Origin of the sequence: Streptomyces sp. ITFR-6 (assembly GCF_031844725.1) — a bacterium.
Lineage (GTDB): Bacteria > Actinomycetota > Actinomycetes > Streptomycetales > Streptomycetaceae > Streptomyces.
The window spans coordinates 334,940-358,800 of sequence record NZ_CP134612.1; the positions used below are offsets into that span (position 1 = coordinate 334,940).

Annotated in this window: 20 protein-coding genes and 2 pseudogenes; 8 read left to right on the forward strand and 14 right to left on the reverse strand. The window is 70.3% G+C overall.

Annotation, left to right across the window (positions count from 1 at the left end; translation table 11 throughout):
- The first annotated feature begins 103 nt into the window (after positions 1–103).
- Entirely contained in the window at positions 104–466 is a 363-nt protein-coding gene (locus tag RLT59_RS01295) for a DUF779 domain-containing protein (protein WP_311301628.1), read from the forward strand.
- A 29-nt stretch (positions 467–495) separates the two neighbouring features.
- On the opposite strand, the gene RLT59_RS01300 is transcribed toward RLT59_RS01295, so the two are convergent.
- Together RLT59_RS01300 and RLT59_RS01305 are read right to left on the reverse strand one after the other, a co-directional pair.
- A complete protein-coding gene (locus tag RLT59_RS01300; RefSeq protein ID WP_399124622.1) occupies positions 496–2,094 on the reverse strand; it encodes a hypothetical protein in 1,599 nt (532 codons plus the stop codon).
- A gap of 96 nt (positions 2,095–2,190) precedes the next feature.
- A complete protein-coding gene (locus RLT59_RS01305; RefSeq protein ID WP_311301629.1) occupies positions 2,191–2,973 on the reverse strand; it encodes a hypothetical protein in 783 nt (260 codons plus the stop codon).
- Between the two features lie 260 nt (positions 2,974–3,233).
- Between RLT59_RS01305 and RLT59_RS01310 the strand changes: the two genes are divergently transcribed.
- Both RLT59_RS01310 and RLT59_RS01315 read left to right on the forward strand, forming a co-directional pair.
- Entirely contained in the window at positions 3,234–4,004 is a 771-nt protein-coding gene (locus tag RLT59_RS01310) for an SDR family NAD(P)-dependent oxidoreductase (protein ID WP_311301630.1), read from the forward strand.
- A 26-nt stretch (positions 4,005–4,030) separates the two neighbouring features.
- A pseudogene (locus RLT59_RS01315) lies at positions 4,031–4,390 on the forward strand (MerR family transcriptional regulator); the annotation flags it as partial.
- Positions 4,391–4,420: 30 nt separating this feature from the next.
- On the opposite strand, the gene RLT59_RS01320 reads toward RLT59_RS01315, so the two are convergent.
- The 5 genes from RLT59_RS01320 to RLT59_RS01340 all read right to left on the reverse strand — a co-directional run bounded on the left by RLT59_RS01320 (position 4,421) and on the right by RLT59_RS01340 (position 8,604).
- Positions 4,421–4,615 (reverse strand): hypothetical protein, encoded by a 195-nt coding sequence (locus RLT59_RS01320; protein ID WP_024489726.1) that lies wholly within the window; start codon positions 4,613–4,615, stop codon positions 4,421–4,423.
- 172 nt (positions 4,616–4,787) lie between these two features.
- A complete protein-coding gene (locus RLT59_RS01325) occupies positions 4,788–5,906 on the reverse strand; it encodes an acyl-CoA dehydrogenase family protein (RefSeq protein WP_311301631.1) in 1,119 nt (372 codons plus the stop codon).
- Positions 5,903–7,090 carry an acyl-CoA dehydrogenase family protein gene (locus RLT59_RS01330; protein ID WP_311301632.1) on the reverse strand — a complete coding sequence of 396 codons (1,188 nt, stop codon included), beginning with the start codon at positions 7,088–7,090 and terminating at the stop codon, positions 5,903–5,905. The genes RLT59_RS01325 and RLT59_RS01330 overlap by 4 nt, the downstream gene beginning before the upstream one ends.
- Positions 7,087–8,055, reverse strand: coding sequence for an NADPH:quinone oxidoreductase family protein (locus RLT59_RS01335; RefSeq protein WP_311301633.1), 969 nt, complete (start codon positions 8,053–8,055; stop codon positions 7,087–7,089). The genes RLT59_RS01330 and RLT59_RS01335 overlap by 4 nt, the downstream gene beginning before the upstream one ends.
- A 192-nt stretch (positions 8,056–8,247) precedes the next feature.
- The gene (locus RLT59_RS01340) at positions 8,248–8,604 is read right to left on the reverse strand and encodes a hypothetical protein (protein ID WP_311301634.1); all 357 of its coding nucleotides are present in this window, start codon (positions 8,602–8,604) and stop codon (positions 8,248–8,250) included.
- Positions 8,605–8,646: 42 nt separating this feature from the next.
- Here RLT59_RS01340 and RLT59_RS01345 point away from each other — a divergent pair.
- Positions 8,647–9,171 (forward strand): annotated as a pseudogene (locus RLT59_RS01345) (cytochrome P450); the annotation flags it as partial.
- A gap of 104 nt (positions 9,172–9,275) precedes the next feature.
- Here the strand turns inward: RLT59_RS01345 and RLT59_RS01350 are convergent.
- From RLT59_RS01350 to RLT59_RS01375, 6 genes are all read right to left on the reverse strand, one after another.
- Complete coding sequence (locus tag RLT59_RS01350; protein WP_311307580.1) at positions 9,276–11,288, reverse strand: transketolase family protein; 2,013 nt, start codon at positions 11,286–11,288, stop codon at positions 9,276–9,278.
- Between the two features lie 92 nt (positions 11,289–11,380).
- Positions 11,381–12,148, reverse strand: a complete 768-nt coding sequence (locus RLT59_RS01355; RefSeq protein ID WP_311301635.1) for an SDR family NAD(P)-dependent oxidoreductase — start codon at positions 12,146–12,148, stop codon at positions 11,381–11,383.
- The gene (locus tag RLT59_RS01360) at positions 12,145–12,852 is read right to left on the reverse strand and encodes a nucleoside/nucleotide kinase family protein (protein WP_311301636.1); all 708 of its coding nucleotides are present in this window, start codon (positions 12,850–12,852) and stop codon (positions 12,145–12,147) included. The genes RLT59_RS01355 and RLT59_RS01360 overlap by 4 nt, the downstream gene beginning before the upstream one ends.
- The gene (locus RLT59_RS01365; protein WP_311301637.1) at positions 12,849–13,697 is read right to left on the reverse strand and encodes an ATP-binding cassette domain-containing protein; all 849 of its coding nucleotides are present in this window, start codon (positions 13,695–13,697) and stop codon (positions 12,849–12,851) included. The genes RLT59_RS01360 and RLT59_RS01365 overlap by 4 nt, the downstream gene beginning before the upstream one ends.
- On the reverse strand, positions 13,694–14,704 hold the full coding sequence (locus tag RLT59_RS01370) for an ABC transporter permease (RefSeq protein ID WP_311301638.1): 1,011 nt from the start codon (positions 14,702–14,704) through the stop codon (positions 13,694–13,696). Before RLT59_RS01370 ends, RLT59_RS01365 begins: the two co-directional genes overlap by 4 nt.
- Entirely contained in the window at positions 14,704–15,717 is a 1,014-nt protein-coding gene (locus RLT59_RS01375; RefSeq protein ID WP_311301639.1) for a substrate-binding domain-containing protein, read from the reverse strand. The genes RLT59_RS01370 and RLT59_RS01375 overlap by 1 nt, the downstream gene beginning before the upstream one ends.
- A gap of 198 nt (positions 15,718–15,915) precedes the next feature.
- Between RLT59_RS01375 and RLT59_RS01380 the strand changes: the two genes are divergently transcribed.
- Positions 15,916–17,148 (forward strand): ROK family transcriptional regulator, encoded by a 1,233-nt coding sequence (locus tag RLT59_RS01380; protein ID WP_311301640.1) that lies wholly within the window; start codon positions 15,916–15,918, stop codon positions 17,146–17,148.
- 37 nt (positions 17,149–17,185) lie between these two features.
- Here the strand turns inward: RLT59_RS01380 and RLT59_RS01385 are convergent, their stop codons facing one another.
- On the reverse strand, positions 17,186–19,045 hold the full coding sequence (locus RLT59_RS01385; RefSeq protein ID WP_311301641.1) for a sigma-54-dependent Fis family transcriptional regulator: 1,860 nt from the start codon (positions 19,043–19,045) through the stop codon (positions 17,186–17,188).
- A gap of 237 nt (positions 19,046–19,282) precedes the next feature.
- On the opposite strand from RLT59_RS01385, the gene RLT59_RS01390 reads away from it, so the two are divergent.
- From RLT59_RS01390 to RLT59_RS01400, 3 genes are all read left to right on the forward strand, one after another.
- A complete protein-coding gene (locus RLT59_RS01390) occupies positions 19,283–21,196 on the forward strand; it encodes a hydantoinase/oxoprolinase family protein (RefSeq protein WP_311301642.1) in 1,914 nt (637 codons plus the stop codon).
- 32 nt (positions 21,197–21,228) lie between these two features.
- A complete protein-coding gene (locus RLT59_RS01395) occupies positions 21,229–21,657 on the forward strand; it encodes an acetone carboxylase subunit gamma (RefSeq protein WP_311301643.1) in 429 nt (142 codons plus the stop codon).
- Between the two features lie 67 nt (positions 21,658–21,724).
- Positions 21,725–23,854 carry a hydantoinase/oxoprolinase family protein gene (locus RLT59_RS01400; RefSeq protein ID WP_311301644.1) on the forward strand — a complete coding sequence of 710 codons (2,130 nt, stop codon included), beginning with the start codon at positions 21,725–21,727 and terminating at the stop codon, positions 23,852–23,854.
- Positions 23,855–23,861: the final 7 nt, after the last annotated feature.

The window sequence follows — 23,861 nt, forward strand, 5'->3', positions numbered from 1 at the left end:
GCCGCAACGTCCGGCCGGGTTGCATGGGGGCCATGCGCGTACCGCGATCCGCGCGGTGCCCGGAGGGAGGCCGGTCCGTGAACCGATGCGAGAGGGTGCGGCCATGAGCGCCGAGGACGCGCCGCCGGTGGAGCTCACGCCTGCGGCCGCCGATCTGCTGCGACGGCTGCGCGGGCTGCACGGACCGTTGATGTTCCACCAGTCGGGCGGCTGCTGCGACGGCAGCGCACCGATGTGTTACCAGGACGGTGAGTTCCGTACCGGCGGCTCCGACGTACTGCTCGCCTCGCTGGGGGTCGACGGGGTGGCGGAACGCATTCCGTTCTGGATGTCGAGGAGCCAGTCCCAGGTGTGGGCGCACACCCGGCTGATCGTGGATGTGGTGGAGGGCCGGGGCAGCGGTTTCTCGCTGGAGGCCCCGGAGGGGGTGCGGTTCCTGATCCGGTCGCGGCTGGTGGGCGGCTGATCGGGAACCGGGCACCCCCGGCCGGGGATTCAGCCGGCGTCCCGCACCGCCACGATGCCGTTGAACACACCGACGTACGCCGTGCCGTCCGGACCGATCGTGACGGGCGCCCAGTTGTTGTCGTACGAGGGGCCCGTGCCGGTGAGCTTCGTCCAACGGCGCTGTCCGGTGCGGAAGTCGACCGCGGTGAGGTACCAGGCGTCGATGCCGAGGCTGTTGGGCTGCTTCTCGTAGAAGTAGAGCAGGCCGTTCGCGGTGGACAGTTTCGGCACGGTGGAGGGCGAGCGGACGGCGCTCTCCCACACCGTGTCGCAGCCGCTGCCGTCGGGCCGTACGTCGATGCGGGCGGCTCCGGCGACGACGCTGCGGCCGAGCAGCAGCGAGGTGAGGTTCTCGTAGCCGTAGTTGTTCTCGACGACGAGGCTGTTGCCCCAGCTGATCATGGAGTTGTCGGTGGTGGAGGCTCCGGAGCCGAAGACCGGGACCTCGCAGACGAGGCGTTGGCCGTCGGGCACGCCGAGGCCGCGCCGGTAGACGAGGACGTTCATCCGGTCGTCGGCGTTGTCGGTGATGGCCACGTAGTCGTCGCCGTCACCGAACAGGTCCGGGGTGGTGCCCGAACCCTGGTTCACGGAGCCGGGTTTGGTGCCGGTCCCCCGGTCGTACGTCTGCCGCCACTGGACCGTGGGCGTGCCGTCGGCCGAGGCGGCGAAGCTGTAGAGGGCGTGGTCCGTGACGATCGAGACACCGTCCTCCGCGACGGAGAACGAGTTCTGGATCTCCTCCCCCGGGAGCTGCGTGGAGCGGATCGCGGAGGTCCGCGGGTCGACCGTGCCGACCCTGCCGAGCCGGGTCACCCACCAGATTCGGCCCTGCCAGTCGGGCATGACGGAGGTGACGGGATCGCACGTTCCACCGGGGTAGAGGTCGGTCCAGCTGACGCAGTCGTGCGGCACCTGTGCGGTGAGGTCCCAGTCGTCGTCCACGACGAAGCGCCAACTGCCGTCGGGGGCCTGTTCGTGGGCGATGCGCTGGATGTGCTGACGGGAGTCGGCGAGGACCACCCGGTCCTGGTCGTCGAGGTAGAAGTAGGCGCCGCCCGAGGTGTCCTTGAAGATCTTCGAGAAGTCGAGCCGGGTGATGGCCTCGACGGTCGAGGACCGCTGCGGCAGCGCGTATTCGGCGAGGGTGTCGAGCGTGCGCGGGTCGAGCAGTTTGAGCAGGAACCCGGTGAAGGTGCCGCACACCGTGATCAGCCGGCCCGCCGCGTCGAAGGTGGCGGTGGCGCATTCGCCGCCGAGCGGGGCGATCTGTTCGCTGCTGACCCGGGGATCGCGGCCGAGCGGCCCCGAGTACGGGTGGGTGCCGCTGCCCGCCGCATCGGCGTGCATGCCGCTGCGGCCGTTCGGTGCGAGGAAGGGGTGCTGCGGCGGAGCCTGCCCGGGGACGGGCGAAGCCGTGGCGGGTGCGCCCGTGTAGTCGCTCACCAGGCGGTGTCCGGGTGCGCGGGGGATCTCACCCGCCGCGGCCGGTGAGCCCGCGACCATGAGCGCGGTGGCGCAGAGGGCGAGGATCAGGGCCGGCCCACGGGCCGGTCCGCTTCTGGACAACGGGAACAGCGGGGACATCGGGCTCCTCGGTCGGGACGGGGGTCGCGCCGCCGCCCGACGCTAAGCCGAGGCCCTTGAGGTGTCCATGGAAATGCACGGTGTTTCATCGATGCTTCACGGCCGTGCAATGTTGCCGGATCCCCCGCCGCCCCGGCGCGCTCCGCCCGCTCGGCGCCGCGCGCCGGTCCGGCGGTCGAGCAGCTCGCGCCGGATCTCGGCGGCCGTGCTCCTGGCCCGCTCCGAGGTCGCCCTGCGGTCCGCCTGGGCGGGCACGAACCGGTGCGCCGCCCGGCCGCACCGGGGGCACGCGGTGTCGGTGTGGATCAGCCGGCCGTCCTCGCACCGCGGGTCCTCGCAGAAGGACGGGCCGAGCAGGTGCCGGGCGATCTCCAGGGGCGGCCAGCGGCGCCCGCCGTCCTCGTCCTTCTCCTGGAGGGTGTGGGCCCAGCGCGCGTTCCACCGGCGCTCCACTCGGTCCAGGAGCTGGTCCGGGCTGCGCCGGCCGAGCTCCCGGTGGATCATCTCGACGAGTTCGGCCGGATAGCAGGGACCGAACTCCCTCATCAGCGGCTGCGGAAGCACGTGCAGGAGGTAGCCGACCGGGTCGGCGCCCGGCCGCTGCCACTTCCGGCACTGGCAGTCCCCGTCCGGGGTCAGCGGGGTGCGGCAGCGGTTGCACAGGCCCCGGCAGTCGCCGCACAGTCCGTGGTCCAGCCCGTCCAGATGCGGGGCGGGTGCCCGGCCGCACTCCCGGCAGCAGGAGGCGCACAGTCCGCAGAGCCGTTCGAGGCCGACGACCGTCGCCCAGGGCCGCTGCTGGCAACGGCAGCAGCGGCTGCTGCGGCAGTGCTCGTGGTGCACGGCGCCCGGTTCGCGTCCGGGTGGGGGCAATGACATGGCTGCGTTCTCCGGGTCCCGGCTCGGTGCGGCGCCCGGCAGCCGTTGCCGCGCCGGACGGGGATACGGTACGCGCTGCTGTGCACCCCACCGGACCGTTTCATACCCGAATGCCCAGGGCCCCCGAACGGCCGCACAAGGTAACCAACCGACCGAAACTTCAATGTTCCTGTACGTATGAGGCTGTACGGGACCGTAGGTGCGCGTTTCCATGCCGCTGCTTGACCTTGCCATTGGCGGCGGGGTTGAACGATTGCCGCATGAACAGCAGCTCAGCACCTTCCACATCTTCCGCCGACCGGGTCGTCGCCATCACCGGAGCCGGGACCGGCATCGGCCGCGCCACCGCCCACGCCTTCGCCGCCGAGGGCGCCACCGTGCTCGTCATCGGGCGGCGCCCCGGCCCGCTGGAGGAGACCGCCGCCGGGCACGACCGGATCGTGCCGCTGGTGGCCGACATCACCGGCCCCGGTGAGCCCGAGCGGATCGTCCGCACCGCGCGGGAGACGTACGGGCGGCTCGATGTGCTGGTCAACAACGCCGCCGTGGTCCGCAGCGCCGCGCTCGACGCCGTGACCCCCGAGATCGTCGAGCCGCAGATCGCCACCGACCTGGTCGCGCCCCTCCTGCTCTCCCGAGCCGCGCTGCCGCTGCTGGAGGCCTCCGGCGGCGTCATCGTGAACATCAGCACGTCGATCGGACAGCGGGGGTGGCCGGGCGGCTCCGTCCACGCGGCGACCAAGGTGGCCATGGAGCTGTTCACCCGCACCTGGGCGGTCGAGCTCGCGCCGCGCGGCATCCGCGTCGTGGCGGTCGCGCCCGGTGCGATCGGGACCCCGATCGGCAAACACCAGGGGCTGACGCCCGAGCAGTTGGCGGCGCTGCGGGAATGGCAGCTGGCGCACACGCCGATGCGCCGGCGCGGCACCCCGGCGGAGGTGGCGCGCTCGATCACGTATCTCGCCTCACCCGACGCCTCGTTCATCACCGGTGCGGTTCTCCCGGTCGACGGCGGTGCGGTGGTCGCGTGATAGGAGTGAACGGGGAGGTGGTGGGCGTGCTGATCGGCGAACTGGCCACGTTCACCGGGACGACCGCGCGTGCGCTGCGCCACTACGAGCAGGCCGGGCTGATCACTTCGCGGCGGGCCGCCAACGGATACCGCGTGTACGAGGCGCGCGCGGTCGTCCGGGTCCGGAACATCCGCCACCTGCTGGCCGCCGGGCTCACGCTGGACGACGTGCGCGCGTTCCTGCCCTGCCTGGACGGCGATGTCGCCGCCGCCCTGCCCTCCCCGCAAGGGCTGCGGATCGCCCGCGAGCGGCTCGCGGTCCTCGAAGCGCGGATCGCCGCCCAGACCGAGGCCCGGGACCGGCTGGCCGCGGCGCTCGGGGCGCTGTCCGGCGGCGGGGTCAGGCCGGGCGGAGCCACCGGACCGGCGGCGGGGTCAGGGCCTGATGCTGCTCACGACGTCGGCGGTGGCGGTCAGGCCCTCCTGGATGGTGGGCGCCATGCTCGTCCCCGCGAGGAAGAACCCCAGCAGACCGCAGACCAGCGCGTGTGAGATCTTCAGTCCGCCGTTGCGGAGGAAGATCACCGCCAGGATCAGCAGAAGCAGCACCAGTGAGATCGAAATGGCCATGGCCAACCTCCTCCGCCGCGCCTGAATCGCGGCATTCGGCGGCCAGTTTGGCGTAGCGGAGGAGCCATCCGGCGCGCTGGCGTGTCCGCCAAACGGGTACGGCTGGGCGGCCCCGGACAGGGCTTGGGCGGCCCCCGGCCGGCCGGTCCTGCCGGGGGCCGCCCAACGGGTCTCAGGGCGCGGGCAGCTCCATCAGTTCGGCGACGGTCTCGCGGTGGCGGCCCGCCGTGCCGTACGCGATCGAGTCGGCCTTGGCGCGCTTCAGATACAGGTGCGCCGGGTGCTCCCAGGTCATCCCGATACCGCCGTGCAACTGGACGCACTCCTCCGCCGCGTGGACGGCGGCCTTGGAGCAGTACGCCTGCGCGACGGCCACCGCCAGCGGCGCGTCGGGGCTGCCGGTGGCCAGCGCGTCAGCGGCGTTGCGCGCCGCCGCCCGCGCCGAGACGACCTCCAGCCAGAGCTGCGCCATGCGGTGCTTGAGCGACTGGAACGAGCCGACGGGGCGGTTGAACTGGTGGCGCTCACGGGTGTACCCGACCGTCTCTGTCAGGCACCACTCGGCGATCCCGAGCTGCTCAGAGGCGAGAAGGCCGGCTCCGGACAGCAGCCCCGCGCGCACCGCTTCCCGAGCGGTCCCGGCGTCCGCGAGGCGGGTTCCGGTGGCGCCGCTCAGGGTGACGGTCGCGAGCGGGCGGGTCAGGTCGAGCGCGACGAGCGGCTCGACGGCGACGCCCGTGGTGTCCGCGTCGACCGCGTACAGGCCGTCTGCGGTGGGCACCAGCAGGACGTCGGCGGCGGCCGCGTCCGCGATCGGGCCGAGCGTGCCGTCGAGGGCGGCGAGCGGGGTGCCGGTGTCCGGCGCGGCGGCGGAGAACGGCACCACGAGCACGGCGGTCCTGCGGCCCGTGGCCAGTTCGGTCAGCAGCGCGGCCACCGGCCCGTCCTGGCCGCCGAGCGCGAGCAGCGTCCGGGTGGCGACGACGGAGCTGGTCAGGTACGGGACCGGGGCGACGCTGCGGCCGAGTTCCTCCAGGACCACGGCGGCCTCGCGGTGCCCGGCCCCCTGACCGCCGAGCTTCTCCGGCACCAGGAGTCCGGCGGCGCCGATGCCGGTGGCGAGCGCCTTCCAGAGCTCCGGCTCGTACGGCGTGGCGGACTCGGTGCGGGCGATCACGGCCGGCGCGTCGCACCGGGCGTCCAGGAGCGAGCGAACAGCGGCGCGCAGGTCCTCCTCGGCCTCCGAGTACAGCAGATCGGGTGCCTGGCTCTCTTCGGTCCGTGCGGTCATCGGGACAGGTCCTTCCAGGCGACGTCCTTGTCGTTGCGCGGTTCGGCGGGCAGGCCGAGCACGCGTTCGGCGACGATGTTGAGCAGTACCTCGCTCGTGCCGCCCTCGATGGAGTTGCCCTTCGAGCGGAGGTAGCGGTACCCGGCGTCGCGGCCGGTGAAGTCGACGAGTTCGGGCCGGCGCATCGTCCAGTCGCTGTACAGCAGCCCCTCGCCGCCCAGGAGTTCGACTTCGAGTCCGCTGATCTCCTGGTTGAGCCGGGCGAAGGCGAGTTTCATCCCGGAGCCCTCGGGGCCCGGTTGTCCGGCGACGAGCTGCTGGCGCAGGCGCGCCCCGGTGAGCCGGGCGACCTCCGCCTCCACCCAGAGCGTGAGCAGGCGCTGATGCAGATCGTGGGTACGCAGTTCGGGGCGCTCGCGCCAGGTCGCGGCGACCGGTCCGATCATGCCGCCCTCGCGCGGGACGCGCGCCCCGCCGATGGAGACGCGCTCGTTCATGAGCGTCGTCTGTGCGACCTTCCAGCCCTCACCGACCGGGCCGAGCCGGTGGCTGTCGGGGATGCGGACCCCGGTGAGGAAGACCTCGTTGAACTCGGCCTCGCCGGTGATCTGCCGCAGCGGCCGGACCTCGACACCGGGGTCGGTCATATCGCAGATGAAGTAGCTGATGCCGCGGTGCTTGGGCACGTCGGGATCGGTACGGGCGATGAGGATCGCCCAGCGCGCCAGGTGGGCGCTGGACGTCCAGACCTTCTGCCCGTCGACCACCCAGTCCTCCCCGTCGCGGACGGCGCGGGTGGAGAGGGCGGCCAGGTCGGAGCCGGCGCCCGGTTCGCTGAAGAGCTGGCACCACACCTCCTCCCCGACCCAGAGCGGGCGCAGGAAGCGCTGCTTCTGCTCGTCGGTGCCGAAGCCGAGGACGGTGGGGGCGGCCATGCCGAGGCCGATGCCGATGCGGCGCGGATCGTTGTCCGGGGCTCCGGCGGCGGCGAGTTCGGCCTCCACGACGGTCTGGAGGGAGCGCGGTGCGTCGAGGCCGCCGAGTCCGGCCGGGTAGTGCACCCAGGCCAGTCCGGCGTCGAAGCGCGCCTTGAGGAAGTCGGTGCGGTCCGTGGTGGCAGGGGGGCGGGCGGCGAGCAGGTCCCGGGTGCGGCGGCGCAGGTCGGCGGCGTCGGGGGCGGTCATCGGGCGGTTCCCGACGGGAGGACGACGATGCGGCCGGTGCTGGTGCCGTCGGCGACACGCTGGACGGCGGCCGCCGCCCCGTCCATCGCGACACGCTCGCTGATCAGGGGTTTGATGACGCCCTCCGCGGCGAGCCGGGTCAGCTCCCGGTGACAGTCGCGGACCGCCTGCGGGTCCTTCGTGTTGTACAGGCCCCAGTGGAGCCCGAGGACCGAATAGTTCTTCACGAGCGCGTGGTTGAGCCCCGGGGTGGGGATCACGCCGCTGGCGAAGCCGACGACGATCACCCGCCCCTCGAAGGCCACGCACTTCACGGACTTGGCGTACGCGTCGCCGCCGACCGGGTCGTAGACGACATCGGCACCGCGTCCACCGGTCGCGTCCTTGACGGCGGCGACGATGTCATCGGTGCGCCGGTCGATGACCAGGTCGCAGCCGAGCGCGGTGGCGGCCTTGGCCTTCTCCGCGCCGCCGACCACGCCGATGACGGTCGCGCCCGCGGCCTTGCCGAGCTGGACCGCCGCGCTGCCCACGCCGCCGGCCGCCGCGTGGACGAGCAGCGTCTCCCCCGCCCGCAGCTGCGCCCGCCGGTGCAGCCCGAACCAGCCGGTCTGGTAGCCGATGTGCAGCGCGGCGGCTTCGGCGTCGTCCAGGGCTTCCGGGGCGGGCAGCAGGGCCGCCTCGTCCGCGACGACGTACTGGGCGAATCCGCCGTGCGGCAGCGCGGGGGTGGCGAGCACCCGGCGCCCGTCCTCGGTCCTGCCGCAGATCTCCACGCCGGGCGTGAACGGCAGCGGGGGCCTGACCTGGTACTGGCCTCGGCAGAGCAGCGCGTCGGGGAAGTTGATGTTCGCCGCGAGCACCTCCACGAGCACCTGCCCGTCGCCGGGCGTGGGCCGGTCCGTCTCTTCCAGCCGCATCACCTCGCTGGGTTCGCCGTTCCGGTGCACTCGCCATGCCTGCATGAGGGGCCTCCACAACACTGTCGGCATTACCACTGCTCCGGCGCATACTAAGCGGTCGCTTGCCCCTCTGGGAACAACCTGCGGGTGACCGATCCGACCGGCCCCGACCGCCGGGCCGTGACGGGCGGACCGTGACATGGCTGTGCGCCCGGCCCCGACCGCGGGGGCGCCGGGCGCACTGCGGGCGGGCCGCTACCTGCCCGCCACCACCTCCGCGATCTGCGGCGCCTCCGCGCCCTCGCGCCAGGTCAGCCGCACCGCGTCGGCGGTCCGGCCGTGCGTCTCGATACCGGTGTACGCGCCGCCGAGCCGGCCGACGGTCCGCCAGTCGCCGTCCGCGTTCCGCAGCTGGATGTCCGCCGCGCCCTTGGCACCGGCCGGCCGCAGGACCGTGACCGAGCCGACCGCACGCGCGCTGCCGAGCCCCACCTCAAGGAACTCACCCTCCTGCGGGGCCCGTGCGGCGCGGTAGACCGTGCCCGGGTCCCCGGCCGAGAACTGCAGCACTCCGTCGTGCAGGTAGTCGTCGGTGCTGCCGGGCTTGCCCATGGCGAGGGTGATGTCGCCGATGGGCCCTGGGGCAAGGCCCGTACTCTCCTGCTGATGCTGACGGCGGGGCAGGAGACCACGCTGAGCCTCATCACCAACGCGGTACGCGCACTGCTGTCCCATCCTGATCAGCGTGCTCTCGCCACGGGTGGCGACGCCTCGGTCTGGGCGGACGTGGTGGAGGAGACCCTGCGCTGGAACGCGCCGATCGGCGACTTCCCCTTCCGCTACCCGCTGGAGGACGTGGAGATCGCCGGGGGTCCCCATCCCCAAGGGCGAAGCGATCACGGCCCCGCACAGCGCAGTCGGCCGCCACCAGCGCCAACACGGTTCCGATGCGGACCGGTTCGACATCACCCGTGAGCAGCACAGGCACCTGGCATTCAGCCCGGCCCCCACTTCTGCCTCGGGGCCCCGCCGGCACGCCTGGAGGCCGGGCTGGCCATCCCGGCCGTCTTCCGGCGCTACCCGGATCTTTCGCTGGCGGTCGACCCCGGCGCGGTGGCCCCCGTGCCGTCCCTCTTCTCCAGTAGTTCCTCGACTCTGCCGGTATGCCTCGGCAACTGATGGCTCCGCGGTCCGCCCCGCTCGTCGGGCACTGCCAGGAGCTCCCCCGCACCACTGCGCGGGGGAGCTCCACCCATCGCGCGACAGCCCGCCGCGCCGCCACCTCACACGAGTGCCCGCGCGACCTCTGCCACCGCCTCGCGGGTGATGCCGAAGTGTTCGAAGAGTTCCTGGGCCGAAGCGGAGGCGCCGAACTTCTCCACGCAGATCGCCCGCCCCTCCAGCCCCAGAAGGTCATGCCAGCCCTGACTCACCCCGGCCTCTATGACAACCCGACGGCGTACCGACGGCGGGATGACAGTTTCACGGTACGAGGCGGGCTGTGCGTCGAACCACTCTCGGCACGGCATGGAGACCACGCGGGCCCGGATCGACTCCGCCGCCAGGGCACGAGCGGCCTCGATGGCCACCCACACCTCGGATCCGGTGGCGATGAGGATGACGTCCGGAGCACTGCGCTCCTCCTCCCCGGCAGGCATTTCGTAGCGGATGTAGCCGCCGAGCGCGGCTCCTTCGGTCGGTCTCAGACCATCCCCTTCCTCGGGCAGCACCGGTAGATCCTGTCTGCTCAGGCTGAAGCCCACGGGACCGCCTCTGGTGCTCAGAACCCGCCAGAGGGTGACTGCGGTTTCATTGGCGTCGGCGGGGCGTACCACGTCCAGACCTGGCATGGCACGAAGCGAGGCGAGGTGCTCGACCGGCTGATGGGTGGGACCGTCCTCGCCGAGGCCGATCGAGTCATGCGTCCAGACGTAGAGCGTGGGCAGCCCCATGAGCGCCGCCAGGCGCACAGCCGGACGCATGTAGTCGCTGAAGACGAGGAAGGTCCCTCCATAGGGGCGGCTGAGCCCGGAGAGGGCGATGCCGTTCATGGCCGCGGCCATGAAATGCTCCCGGATGCCCCAGTGGATGGTCCGGCCGGCGGGATCGGCGCCGGGCAGAGCGCTGGAGGCGGGCAGGAAGGAGGAACCCGGCTCGACCGTGGTGTGGTTGGAGTCGCCCAGATCCGCGGATCCACCCCACAGTTCCGGCAGCAGCGCGGCTGCTGCACGCAGCGCCTGGCCGAATGCCTTGCGGGTGGCGACCGGCGGGCCGGGGCGGAACACCGGGCGCGCGTCGGGGAAGTCGGCCGGGGGCCGGCCGCTCCTGATACGGGTCAGCAGAGCGCTGCGGTCGGGGTGCGCCTGGGCCCACCTGGCGAGCGCCTGCTCCCAGGCGCCGCGCGCGGTAGCCCCCTTGCTCCGGGCCGTCCTCGTGGTCGCCTCGTACACGTCCGCCGGAAGAGCGAAAGTGGCGTCGGTGTCCGCACCCAGCACTGCCTTGGCCTTGCGGACCGCTTCGGCGCCGAGGGCGGAGCCGTGGGAGGCAGCGGTGTTCTTCGCCCCGGGGACGGGCCAGGCTATGGTGCTCCGCATGATGATGATCGAGGGCCGGGACGTTTCTCCAGTCGCCGCCTCAAGTGCCTCGGACAGCCCGGCGACATCGACATCCCCGTCCGCTGCCAGTTCCACGCGCTGGACGTGCCAGCCCTGGGCGGCGTAGCGGGCGCCAACGTCTTCGCTCGTCGCCAGTTCGGTACTGCCCTCGATCGAGATCCGGTTGTCGTCATGGATGACGACGAGGTTGCCGAGCTTCTGATGACCGGCGAAGGACGCCGCCTCCGCGCTGACTCCTTCCTGGATGTCGCCGTCTGAGCAGAGCACGAACACCCGGTGATCGAAGGGGCTCGCACCCTCCGGTGCGTCCGGATCCAGCAGCCCCCGCTCCCGTCGGGCCGCCATCGCCATGCCCACTGCGGTGGCTATCCCCTGTCCGAGCGGCCCGGTGGTCGTCTCGACGCCTGGCGTGTGTCCCCACTCCGGGTGCGCCGGGGTGAGGCTGTTGCTCTTCCGGTAGTCGCGGAGGTCGTCCAGGGTGAGGGGGTAGCCCGAGAGAAGGAGCTGAATGTAGAGCGTGAGACTGGAATGGCCGCACGAGAGCACGAAACGGTCACGGCCCGGCCAAGCGGGGTCGGCGGGATCGTGCCGCAGGAAGCGCTGGAAGATCAGGTGGGCCGCCGGGGCCAGGCTGACCGCGGTACCGGGATGGCCGTGTCCGGCCTCTTCGACCGCGTCCATGGCCAGGACCCGGGCGGTGACGACCGCGCGCCGGTCCAGATCGGTCCAGTCGAAGGGAGCAGAGGCCGGCGTCTGATCCGGCGACGGGGTGTTTACCACAGCGTGTACCCACCGTCCACGACGAGGATCTCCCCTGTGACGAAGGACGAGGCGGCGCTCGCCAGGTACAGCGCGGCCGGGGCGATCTCCAGGGCTTGCGCGTACCGTTCCATAGGCACTTCGTCGATCCAGTAGTGCTTGTACTCCGGGCTGTCGATGTCGGAGATCTCGGTCTTGGTGTATCCGGGTGCGATCGCGTTGACCCGGACCGAACGGGGGGCCCATTCGGCGGCGAGCGACTTGGTGAGGTGATGCACGCCCGCCTTGGACACGGCGTACGGGGCGTGCCACTGCGGCCGGTTGATGATCATGCCGGACATGGAGCCGACGTTGACGATCGAGCCGGTGCCGCGTTCGACCATGGAGGCGCCGAACACCTGGCTCGCCTTCCACACCGCGCTCAGGTTGGTGGCCAGTACCCGGTCCCAGCCCTCGTCGCTGATTGACAGGGACGCGCCGTGGATGCCGATCCCCGCGTTGTTGACCAGGACATCGACGGGGCCGAGTTGCCGGGTCACCCGGTCGTGCAGGGAGGTCAGGTCGGCACGGCTGGTGACGTCGGCCCGCACCGCCAGTGCCGTGGCTCCGTCGGCAACGAGTTCGGCCGCGGTGCGCTCGTTGCGCTCCTCGTCCCGTCCGACAACTGCCACCGCGGCACCCGCCTGGGCGAAGGCCGTGGCGATGGCCTTGCCAATGCCCCGGTTCCCTCCCGTGACGACGGCGACCTGGCCGTCGAGGCGGAATCTGTCCAACACGTTCATGAGGTGCGCTCCTTGATGTGATCATTGTTTTCGTCCGACGCCACGACGCGTATGACGCGATCGGCGCGGCGACGGGTACGGGTGATCAGTTCGGCGTTGGCCTGGTCGGAACCGTGCGAGCGGTCATGAGCCTCTTCGGGTGAGCGTCCGTACGACATGTGCCGGGTGATGAGCCGCCGCAGCCGGGTCGCCTCCCCGGGTTCCAGGAACCAGCATGTGTCGAGCAGCCCGCGTATCTGCTCCCATGGCCCGTCCTCGACGAGCAGGTAGTTGCCCTCGGTCACGACGAGGGGGACATCGCGGGACACCGGTACGGCGCAGGCGATGGATTCCTCCAGACTCCGGTCGAACAGAGAGGCGTAGACGACCTCTTCGTCGCGCGCCCGGATTCTGCGCAGAAGGTTGACGTAGCCCGCGGCGTCGAACGTGTCGACGGCTCCCTTGCGGGGATGCCTGCCCAGCCGGTCGAGTTCGGCGTTGGCCAGGTGGAATCCGTCCAGTCCCACCAGGACCGCCTGTCCGCCGAGTGCGGACACCAGGGCCTCACCGAGCGTCGACTTGCCGGAGCCCGGAGCCCCGACGATGCCCAGGACCGTGCGCTGCCCGGGAACGATCATCGACCTGGCGGCGGCGATGAGCTCCGCGTGGCCGGCCTCCTCCACCGCCGGTGTGCGGTCCTCCTCGGCATCCGTACTCCGGGTCATTCCCGCTCTCCCCTCTTCTGTCCGGGGGCCGGCTCGGCCTTGCCCGGGGCCGACGTGGCATTGGCGCGGCCGGGATCGGGCTGCTTGGCCCCGGTCATGATCGCGACGACCTCCTCCATGGAGCTCAGCGCGGGCTCGACGAGCGCAATGCGGCGTCCCAGCCGATGGATGTGGATGCGGTCGGCGACCTGAAACACATTGGGCATGTTGTGGCTGATGAGCACGACGGGCAGTCCTCTGTCCCGGACACGCAGGATCAGGTCCAGGACCTGGTTGGTCTCGCGTACGCCAAGGGCCGCCGTCGGTTCGTCCATCACCACCACCCGTTTGGCCCAGGCGGCGACACGTGCCACCGCGACGGCCTGGCGCTGTCCTCCGGACAGGGTCTCCACCTTCTGGGTGATGGACTGCACCCGGATTCCCAGGTCCGCCATCTGCCGGGCAGACTCGTGCCGCATCCCCCGTGTGTCCAACTGGCGGAAGACGGTGCCCAGCAGCCCCTTGCGGCGCTGTTCGCGGCCGAGGTAGAGGTTCTGGGTGATGTCGAGGGCCGGGGCCACCCCCAACTCCTGGTAGACGGTCTCGATGCCGGCGCCCCGGGCGTCCAGCGGACTGCGGAACCGTACGGGCTCCCCGTCGAGGAGCAGGGTTCCCGAGTCCGGGACGACCGCGCCCGTCAAGGACTTGATCAGGGTGGACTTGCCCGCCCCGTTGTCACCGATCACGGCAAGGATCTCGCCGGGGCGCAGGTCGAAGTCGCAGTTGTCCATGGCGACCACGTGCCCGTAGTGCTTGGTCAGCCCTCGTGCCTCCAGCACGTTGGCCGTGGGATCGGACCCGGTCATCGCTGCTGCCTCCTTCGTGCCAAGTGGTCCACGCCCACCGCGACGATCACCAGGACGCCTGTTGCGACCTGCTGGTAGAGCGAGTCGATGCCCGCCTGGGTGAGCCCGTTCTGGAGCACACTCACGATGAGGGCTCCGATGAACGTCCCCACGACGCCGCCCCGCCCACCGAGCAGGCTGGTGCCGCCGATGACGACAGCGGTGATGCTGTCGAGGTTGCCGTTGGCGTACCCGCTGGGGTCGGCGGTCGGCGTTCGGCCCAGCGCCTGCCAGGCAGCCAGGGCGTACACAAGGCCCGCGACCACATAGACGCTCAGAAGCACCCGCCGCACCTTGATCCCGGACAGTTCGGCCGCCCGGGTGTTGTCGCCGACCGCGTAGACCCGAACACCCCAGGAGGTCTGGGTGAGAGCGAAGCCCAGGACCGCGGTCAACCCGATCCAGAGCATCACCCCGTAGGTGACAGTGACCCCGCCGATCGTCGGTCCGTCGTTCAGCACGGTGAGGAAGTCGGACGTGATGGGGTAGCTCTGTGAGTCGGTGTAGAGGCGGGCGGCGGCCATGACCACCGACATGACGCCGAGGGTCACGATGAACGGCGGCAGTTTCAGCCAGGACACCAGAGCGCCGTTGACCGCGCCGAGGGCGACGCAGACGACCAGGCCCACCACGGCTGCCAGAACCGGGTCGTTGCCGACGGCCATCTTGCCGATCACCACGGAGCCCAGCACCATGATGGCGCCGTTGGCCAGGTCGATCCCTGAAGTCAGGATGATCAGCGTCTGCCCGAGAGCCAGGGTGCCGACCACCACGGACTGCTGAGCGATCAGCGCCAGATTGCCGGAGTTGAAGAAGGTGCTGGTCGTGAGGGCGAACACGATCACCGCCACCACCAGGGCGAGCAGTGGCCCGAAGACCTGGTGGGTGACGAGGCCGCGCAGGTCCCTTCGCGCGCGGAGCGGTGTCTCCAACTCGGCGATGTCGGACTCCCGGAGGCCGGCCGCCATCACTTCGGTCCCCAGCAGCGCTCAAGACCCCACTGCGAGGTCTGGGAGGCAAGCCCCTTCACCGGGTGGTCCGTGATGAGCTGCGTCCCGGAATCGACGATCCCGCCTTCGGGCTTTGTCCCGTCCTTGATGTAGGCGGCAGCGGCCTCGACAGCCTTCTCGCCCATCTTGTCGGGGAACTGCATGGCGGTGGCGCCGATCACGCCGTCCTTGACGTCCTGCACACCGCTGCACGCTCCGTCGACCGACACCAGCACGACCTTGCCCGCGCGCCCCTTGTTCTTGATGGCGGTGTGGGCGCCGCGTGCGGTCGGCTCGTTGATGGTGTAGACGACGTTGATGCCGGGGTGCGCCGACAGGAGGTTCTCCATCTCCTGCTGACCGGTGTCCTCGGTCCCCTTGGTCAGGGCCTTGCCCGTGAGCGCCGACGCGGCGATGCCGTATCCGGCCAGAAAGCCCTTGTGCCGGTCGGCTGAGGGCGCGTCCGACAGGTCGAAGTCCAGCATCGCCACGCGAGGACCGGCCGGCGCGGAAGCCTTGGCCCACTGCCCGATGAGCTTTCCGGCCTCGACGTTGTCGGTGGCGTACGTGGCATCCGCGGTGTTGTCGGGCTTGAGCGGGGCGTTGACGGCGAGGACCAGGATGCCCTGGTCCTCGGCGCGCTTGAGGACCCCGTTGAGGGCGGTGGCGCTGGCCGGGGTGACCACGATCGCCTTCACCTTGTTGGCGATCATGTTCTCGATGGCCGTGACCTGGGTCGCGGAGTCGCCAGGTGTCTTGGCCTCCGCCTTCATGACCTTCCACCCCTTGGCTTTGGCGGCGTTCTCGGTCGCCTTCTCCAACGTGCCGAAAAACGGATTGCTGAGGTTCAGCGCGACGATGCCGATGGTCGGCTTCCCTCCCGTGTCACCCGCGCCGTTCTCGCCGCAGGCGACGGCGGTGACGGCACAAGCGAGGGCGAGAGCCGAGACTCTGAGGCCGGCGGAGCCGGCGGCGCGTCGGACGATCTTCATTGACTCAGTCCTCCATGGACGGGGGCCACCCGCCAGGCCCGTGGGTCCGGAGTTGCCTCCGAGGCCGGCGTGACGGGGATGTTACGTCGATGCTGCGCACTATTACATTGACTGTCAAGCATAAAGGACCTCTTTATGTATACTGCCCGACATAAAGAGGTCGGATTCCGCACCGACCGGCCATGGAACGGGAGTGAGATGACCGGTACGCCCCGCGCGGCCACGTCGAATGCGGCGCCTTGGCGTCCTGATGACGGACCGGGCCGCATCCTTGAACTGATCACCACAGGCCAGGCCCGGACACGCAGCGGCATAGCCCGGCTGACCGGCCTGTCCCGCTCGACCGTGAGTCAGCGCCTCGACGTCCTGTTCGAGGCCGACCTGGTACGGGAGGGCGATGTCAGCACGTCATCCCGCGGCCGCCCGTCCCGCTCGATCCAGCTGAACGGCACCGCAGGGATCGTCATCGCGGTGGACATCGGCGAATCGCGCACGCGCGTGGCCGTCACCGATCTGCACGCCGGTGTCCTCGCCGACCGCGTCGAGCCTCTCGCCGTGAGCGAGGGTCCTCGCGCGCTGCTCGACAAGGTCACCGCAACGGTGCACGACCTCATCGAGGAGGCCCGGACCGAGGACAAACCGGTCGCGGGTATCGGCTTCGGACTGCCCGCCCCCGTCGACTACGAGGCCGGACGCGTGCTCGGCTGGTCCATCATGTCCGGCTGGGACAACTACGACATCCGCGGCCACCTGCGCGAGGCCTGGCAGGTGCCCATCCTCATCGACAACGACGTCAACCTGCTCACCCTCGCGGAACACCGCCGGTTCTGGAGCGACCGGCAGAACCTGCTCTACATCAAGGCGGGTACGGGCGTGGGCAGCGGAATGGTGATCGGCGGCCACATCCACCGGGGGGCCCAGGGGGCCGCAGGAGACATCGGGCACGCACACGTCAGCGGGTTCGGAGATCCGCAGTGCCGCTGCGGCAACCAGGGGTGCCTCGAATCCCTCGTCGGAGGCTGGGCGCTGACGCGCGATCTGCGCGACGGCCGAGACAGCGCCGGAGACGACGCCCGTCATGTCGTCGATCGCGTGAGGCATGGCGACAGCCGCGCGATCGCCGCGCTCAGAACCGCTGGGCGCGTACTGGGCGAGTCGGTCGCCCACGCCACGAGTCTCCTCAACCCGGACGTCATCGTCCTCGGTGGAATCCTGGGCGCGACGGGGGATCACCTGATGGCAGGCGTCCGGGAAGTCGTGTACCAACGCTCACTGCCTCTGGCCACGCGGCAACTGCAGATCGTCCCCACCCGGTACAAGTCCCACGCCGGAATCACCGGGGCCGCCCTCCTGGTGCGCGACCATGTGCTGTCCCCCACCGCGCTCGACGCAGCTCTCGCCACCGGACGAAACGCGTTCCTGCCTGCCTGACTTTGCGTGAGGGGGAGACAGGAGCGCTCGCCGCGCCTCAGACGATGATCCCGTACGTCCGGAGCTTTCGGTACAGACTTGAGCGGGACATGCCGAGGTGGGCGGCGGCGGCGACCCTGTTGCCGTCCTTGTCCTGGAGAGCCGCGATGATGGCGTCGCGCTCGGCGACCTCGATACGGGTGAGGGACTTGCGGGAACGGGTGAGGCAGTAGTTCGGCAGGTCCTGGCTCTGGATCTCCCCCACCGGTCGGGCGCGCAGCGCGTGGACCAGAGCCTCGCGGAGCTGTGAGATGTTGCGTGGCCAGGTGTACTGCGTGACGGTACGCAGGGCCCCGGGCGACAGCCGTACTCGTCGACCCGGGGCGATCTCCTCCAGGACGCGGCTGACGACGAAGGAGAGGTCCTCGGTGCGACAACGGAGCGGGGGCACGGTCACGGCTACCTCGAAGTGGCCCAGGAGCGAGTGAAAGGGCAGGTCGGAGTCGAGACTGGAGTCCGAGACCGTGGCGGCGAAGGTGACGGGTGCGGTCGAGTCGCCGAGTGAGGCGAACAACGCGTCGATTCGCTCAACACCCTCCGTACTCGCCTGGTCGATGTTGCGGACGATGCACAGTGTCCGTTCCCGGGCCCTGCTCAGCAGTACATCGAAGTCGCCCTCCACGCTGGAGTGCAATTGGGCGGCGTCGACGGAGACATCGCGGCCGCCGGGGTGATCGGCATGGAACAGTTCGGCCACCAGCGTGAACTTCCCGACGCCCGTCTCGCCGAGGACAATGGTCGGCGTGTGCGCCGCGAGGGCCTCGCGCAGCTCCCCGGCGGCGCGCACCCAGGCCGGGCACGCGCCGGAAGAGAGCGGCACGTGGGGGCGGCACAGGTCGCTGATGAGTCTCTCGCTCGCGGCGCTCACCGTGTCGACCGGAGGCCGCAGACGCTCGTCGAACCCCGTCGCACGTACGGGTGCCAGGTCGTTGGGGGTCTGTTCCGCCGGCACCTCGGCGACGACGACGAGGCCCGCCGTGCCGGAGCCGGAGACGATGCGTGTGCCCCGGATGCGGACGGTGCGACCCGACTGGAGCGTCATTGTCTCGTCCACCCTGTCGCGGTGGGTCATGAGGAAGACCGCGTGCTCCCGGACGGCCAGTTGCTCGATCGGGTCGAACATGGACTGCGCGGCGGCGTTGGCCATGAACACCGACTCCGCGATGGCGAAGACCGCGCGCCGGGCCGAGCGCGCGTCGGTCCTCATATACGTGTCGAACAAGGCCTGTTGGGCCTGGTTGCGGTCAAGGAGGAGGTTGCGCCCGATGTCCTTGGCCGCAGTCTTGACCAGCGTGTTCACGAGCGGGTTCCACGCGTCCGCCAGCGTCGAGATATCGAGAATGCCTTCGATGCGCCCGGTCAGCGGATCAATGACCGGCGCGCCGGTACACGCGAACGCCTGCAGTTCCTCGGTGAAGTGTTCCGGCCCGACGACGGACACAGCCCGCCCCGCCTCCAGCACCGTTCCGACGCCGTTGGTCCCCTTCTTTCCCTCTGCGTAGTTGTAGCCCGGGGCGAAGTCGACCCGGTCCAGCAGTCGTCCGACAGCGGATGAGGCGTCCTGGCGCTGTACCAGGCGAGCCCGGCTGTCAGTGAGCGCGATGACGAGCGGCAGGTCCACGGTGTCATTGCCGAGTTGTTCGAGAACCGGCTCGGCGCAACGGACCAGCCGCGAGCGGGTGTCGATGTCGTCGCTGAAGTCCGTGGGCGGGTGGGCGATGTCGACACCCGCCCGCTGACTGCGCAACCACGACGCGGCGAGGACATCCGGAACGCCCGCGGCCCCCCGCTGCCCGAACTCCAGGAAGTCGGCCCGGGCGGCGGCCATGCGCAACTGCCTGCTGTCCCTGTACTGCATACAGCCTCCTCGTCGCGGCCCATGACGGGTGAGCCCTCACACGCCGGTTTCGCTCATGATGCCCGGGGCCAGGGCCCGAACCAACGGGCGTGCGTGTCCCAACTTGGGACGCTCCCTGTGCGTGAGACACCGCCACGGTGGACTCACCGTCGAGGACGACGGGCCGTTCGGACATCTGATGTTCAACTCCGGGAAACGGCCGCGTCCCCGCGGACCCGTTGCACCCCAAGGAGTGGTATGGACACGCTCATCAACATCGACAACGGTGGAACGCTCACCGACATCTGCGTATGGGACGGCACCGGCTTCACCTTCACCAAGACCCTCACCACGCCCCACGACCTCTCCGAGTGTCTCTTCGCCGGTGTGGAGAAGGCGTCAGCGGCCTTGTACGGTACGCCCGACACCGAGCGGCTGCTGCATGACACCCAGCACATCCGGTACTCCACCACCCAGGGGACGAACGCGCTCGTCGAGAGGCGCGGTCCCATGATCGGCATCCTCACGCCGCTGCCGGAACTGGCGGCGGCGATGCGAAGCACGCCCGCGCGGGAGGTCCTCTTCGCGGATCTCGTCGGCGACCGCGTCCTGACCGTCGACATGAACACCACCGATACGGCGGTCGAGTTCGAGCTCGTCCAGCAGATCAACCGGCTGGCCACACTCGGGGCCGCCCGGGTGGTCGTCGCGGGCGGCGACCCGGACCAGGAGCGGACGCTGCGCAAGATCCTGCTCCGCAAGTTCCCCCGCCATCTGCTCGGCTCCATTCCGGTCATCTACAGCTGGGACCTCGCCGGTGACCGCGACAATGCCCGAAGGGCCTGGTCGTGCGTCATCAACTCCTTCCTGCACCCGACGATGGAGCGGTTCCTCTACGGGGCGGAGCGCCGCCTGAAGTCCTACAAGGTCCTCAACCCGCTGCTCGTCTACCGAAACGACGGTGCCTCCTCCCGCGTCGCCAAGTCCGTCGCGCTCAAGAGTTACTCCTCCGGCCCGCGCGGCGGGCTGGAGGGTACGGCGGCCCTGGCACGCGCCTACGGACTCGGCCACACCCTCATGATCGACATCGGTGGGACCACGACCGACGTGGGAGTCGTCGACGGTGAGCGGATCACCGCCGCCGAGCGGGGCTCTATCGAGGGCGTACCGATCTCGTACCCGATGAGCGACATCCACTCCAGGGGCGTCGGCGGCTCCTCCGTCATCGCCGTCGAGGACGGGCGGATCACCGTCGGTCCGACCTCCGTCGGGGCCGCCCCAGGACCGGCGTGCTTCGGCTTCGGCGGCCGCCGCGCGACCATCACCGACGTCAACCTGTTGCTCGGTGTCCTGGACCCGGACACCTACCTCGACGGCACGTTCCGGCTCGACGCGGAACGTGCGCGCGCGGTCGTCACCGAGACGATCGCCGAGCCGCTCGGGATCGGTCTCGAAGAGGCACTCATCCGTATGGAACAGGCTTACTTCGAGGCACTCTCCGCGTCCTTCGCTCACCTGGTGCGGGACGACACGACGCTGGCCGCGTTCGGCGGGGCCGGTCCGATGAGCGCGACAGGCGCGGCCCGCCCCGCCGGTATCCGGCAGGTACTCGTCCCGCGCACGGCGGCGGTGTTCTCCGCCTTCGGTATCTCCTTCTCCGACGTGTCCAAGACCTACGAGGTCGGTGTCCCGGAACCGACGACAGGCGCGACGCTCACCACCTACGGGGAACTCCTCGTACGGGCCGAACGAGACATGTTCCAGGAGGGCTACACCCTCGCCGGCTGCCGGTCGTCCTGGGAGCTCAGCGTCGACGCCGAGGACGGCACACCCGTGTCACGCGCGCCCTACGAGCGCGGTGAGCGGGCCGACCACCCCGGCCGCCGCGTATCGCTGCGCCTCACGGTCACCGCCGCGCTGCCGCACCCCGAGCTGCCTCCGCGGGAGGAACCCGCAGCACGGCCGGCCAGGGCATCGGGCACCCGTCCGGTCCGGTCGGCGGCCGACCGGGTCGACGAGGTGCCCGTACACGTTCTGGCCGAGCTCGAACCCGGGGACACGGCCGAGGGGCCGGCCATCGTCGAGGGCCCCTTCTTCACCGCGCGGGTCCTGGCCGGCTGGACGTTCCAGGTGACCTCGGCCGGCGACCTGCTGCTCCGCGACTCCCTCTGAATCCGCCCCCGCCTCAGCGAAGGAGGGCTCCCATGCGAGTCCCCATGACCGAGTACCTCGTCATCGACCTCGACACGGAACGGTGGGTCTGCCGGGTCTGCGCCCAGGACATGGGCAGCGCACACGGCAACTACAAGGAGGGCACCCTCGTCCACAACCGGGACCCCCGCGAGATCCACCAGCCGGTCATCGACCCCGAGCAGTACGAGTTCACCTTCTCCCCCGATCCCGCCTACTGCCGGATCCTGGAGTACTACTGCCCTGGCTGTGGGACCCAGATCGAGGCCGAGTACCTCCCGCCCGGCCACCCCCCGACGGTCGACATGCTCATCGACGTCGCCGCGCTGCGGGCGCAGTGGGAGCAACTGGGTGTGGACGCGGAGGAGGTCCACAACTACGGCCCCGGCGAGGACGCCCAGAAGCACACTGCGGCGCTCCGGGCCATCGGCCACATCCGCTGATGCCCGTCGGTACAGCACCGCGACCCGTCCGACCCCGCGCGCGCCACGAGAATCCCCGGGAGCAATCTTGAAACGCATTTCAGTCGACATCGGAGGCACGTTCACCGACTGCTTCTTCGTCTGGGACGAGACGTACATCGAGGCGAAGGCCCTCACCACACATCACAATCTCGCCCTCGGCTTCAACGAGGCCCTCGACCTGGCCTGCGAACGGGCCGGCCTCGACCGGAGCACCGTCCTCAAGGAGGTCGACTCGGTCCGGTACGCCACAACCCTCGGCACCAACGCACTCATCGAACGCAAGGGCCCCAAGGTCGCCGCGATCGTCACCCACGGCTTCGAGGACACCATCCCGCTGTCCCGGGGACGGGGGTACGGCGAAGGCCTCGACTACTCGATGCAGCAGAACCTGCCTGCGGCCGAACGCCCGGAGCCGATCGTGCCGCGACACATGATCCGCTCGGTCAGGGAGCGCATCAACTCGGCGGGCCGGATCGTCGCCCCTCTCGACGCGGAGGACGTGCGCACCGTCGTGCGTGAACTCGTCGACGCCGGCGCGGAGGCGCTCGTCATATCCCTGGTCAACGCGACCGAGAACCCGGTCCACGAGCTGGCGATCCAGGAAATCCTGCTGGAGGAGTTCCCCGCCCACGAGCTGGGGGCCATCCCCGTCCTCCTGGGCCACCAGGTGTCGGGCCGCAAGGGCGAGTACGTCCGGGCGACTTCGACGATCATCGACGCCTTCCTGCACGAGATCATGTTCCACGCGCTCTCGCAGCTGTCCAACAACCTGCGCGACTCCGGCTACGACAGGCCGATGCTGGTCATCCACAACTCCGGTGGCATGGCGCAGATGAACTCGACCGACTCCCTCCAGACCATTCACTCGGGCCCGATCGCCGGGGTCGGGGCGGCCGAGCACCTGTCTGGAGAGACCGGGCTCGGGCACGTCATCTCCACCGACATGGGCGGCACATCCTTCGATATCGGCCTGGTGCCCGAGGGCGGCGTCAAGCACTACGACTTCCTTCCCACCATCGACCGCTGGCTCGTCTCAGTGCCGATGGTCCACCTGGACACCCTCGGCGCCGGCGGGGGTTCGATCGCCAGCTACGACCGCATCCACGACTCCATCAAGATCGGCCCGGAGTCGGCGGGGTCCAACCCGGGACCGGCCTGTTACGACCGGGGCGGGCTGCGGCCGACCGTCACGGACGCCGACCTGCTCCTGGGCTATCTCGACCCGGACAACTACGCCAACGGGTACATCAAGCTGAACCCGAAGCGCTCGCGGTTCGCTGTCGAGGAAACGCTCTGCGATGTCCTCGACATGGAGGTCTCCGACGTGGCTCGGGCCATCAAGGACGGCGTGGACGAACAGATGGCGATCGGCATCGGCAAGGAACTGCGGGTCCGCGGCTATCTGCCGGAGGACTTCACGATGCTGGCGTACGGCGGCAACGGTCCGCTCCACGCATGCGGAGTCGCCCGGCACGCGGGCATCAAGCGGGTGCTGGCTCCGCCGTTCTCCTCGGTGTTCTCAGCGTGCGGGGCGGGGAACATGAAGCAGCTCCACTTCCACGAACGCGGCGTGCACGTCACCCTGTACAACCCGACGACGCGCCGTCTCTACGACGACTACGCGGAGTTCAACTCCGTGGTCGAGGAGCTGGAGGCGCGGGGAAGGGAGGACCTCGTCCGACAGGGCTTCGCCACCGAGGACGTGAAGCACCGCCTTGAGGTGGACATGCGTTACGGCAACCAGCTCCTCACCCAGGCGGTGGCGATGGAGGAGATCAGCCGCATGACCGGGGTGGGCGACGCGCTCGCCATGATCAGGACCTTCGGTGACGTCTACAGCCACCGCTTCGGCGCGTCGAGTGCCGCCCCGGAGGCCGGAATCCGGTGCAACACCATCCGGGTCGCCTCCTACGTGGACGGCGATGTCGTGGGCTTCGACTCCCTGGAGACCGGTGGGAAGCGCACCGTACCGGCCGCGGCCGGGATGCGCCGGGCCGCGTTCATCGGCCACGACGGGCTGACCGACACCCCGGTCTACGGCCAGACCGCACTCACCCACGAGCACGTCGTACCCGGCCCGGCGATCGTCACCACCGAGAACACGACGTACCTCGTCGAACCCGGCTGGCGGCTCGAACCCACACGCCAGGGCGCGGTGTGGTTCCTCCAGGACTGACCCCCAA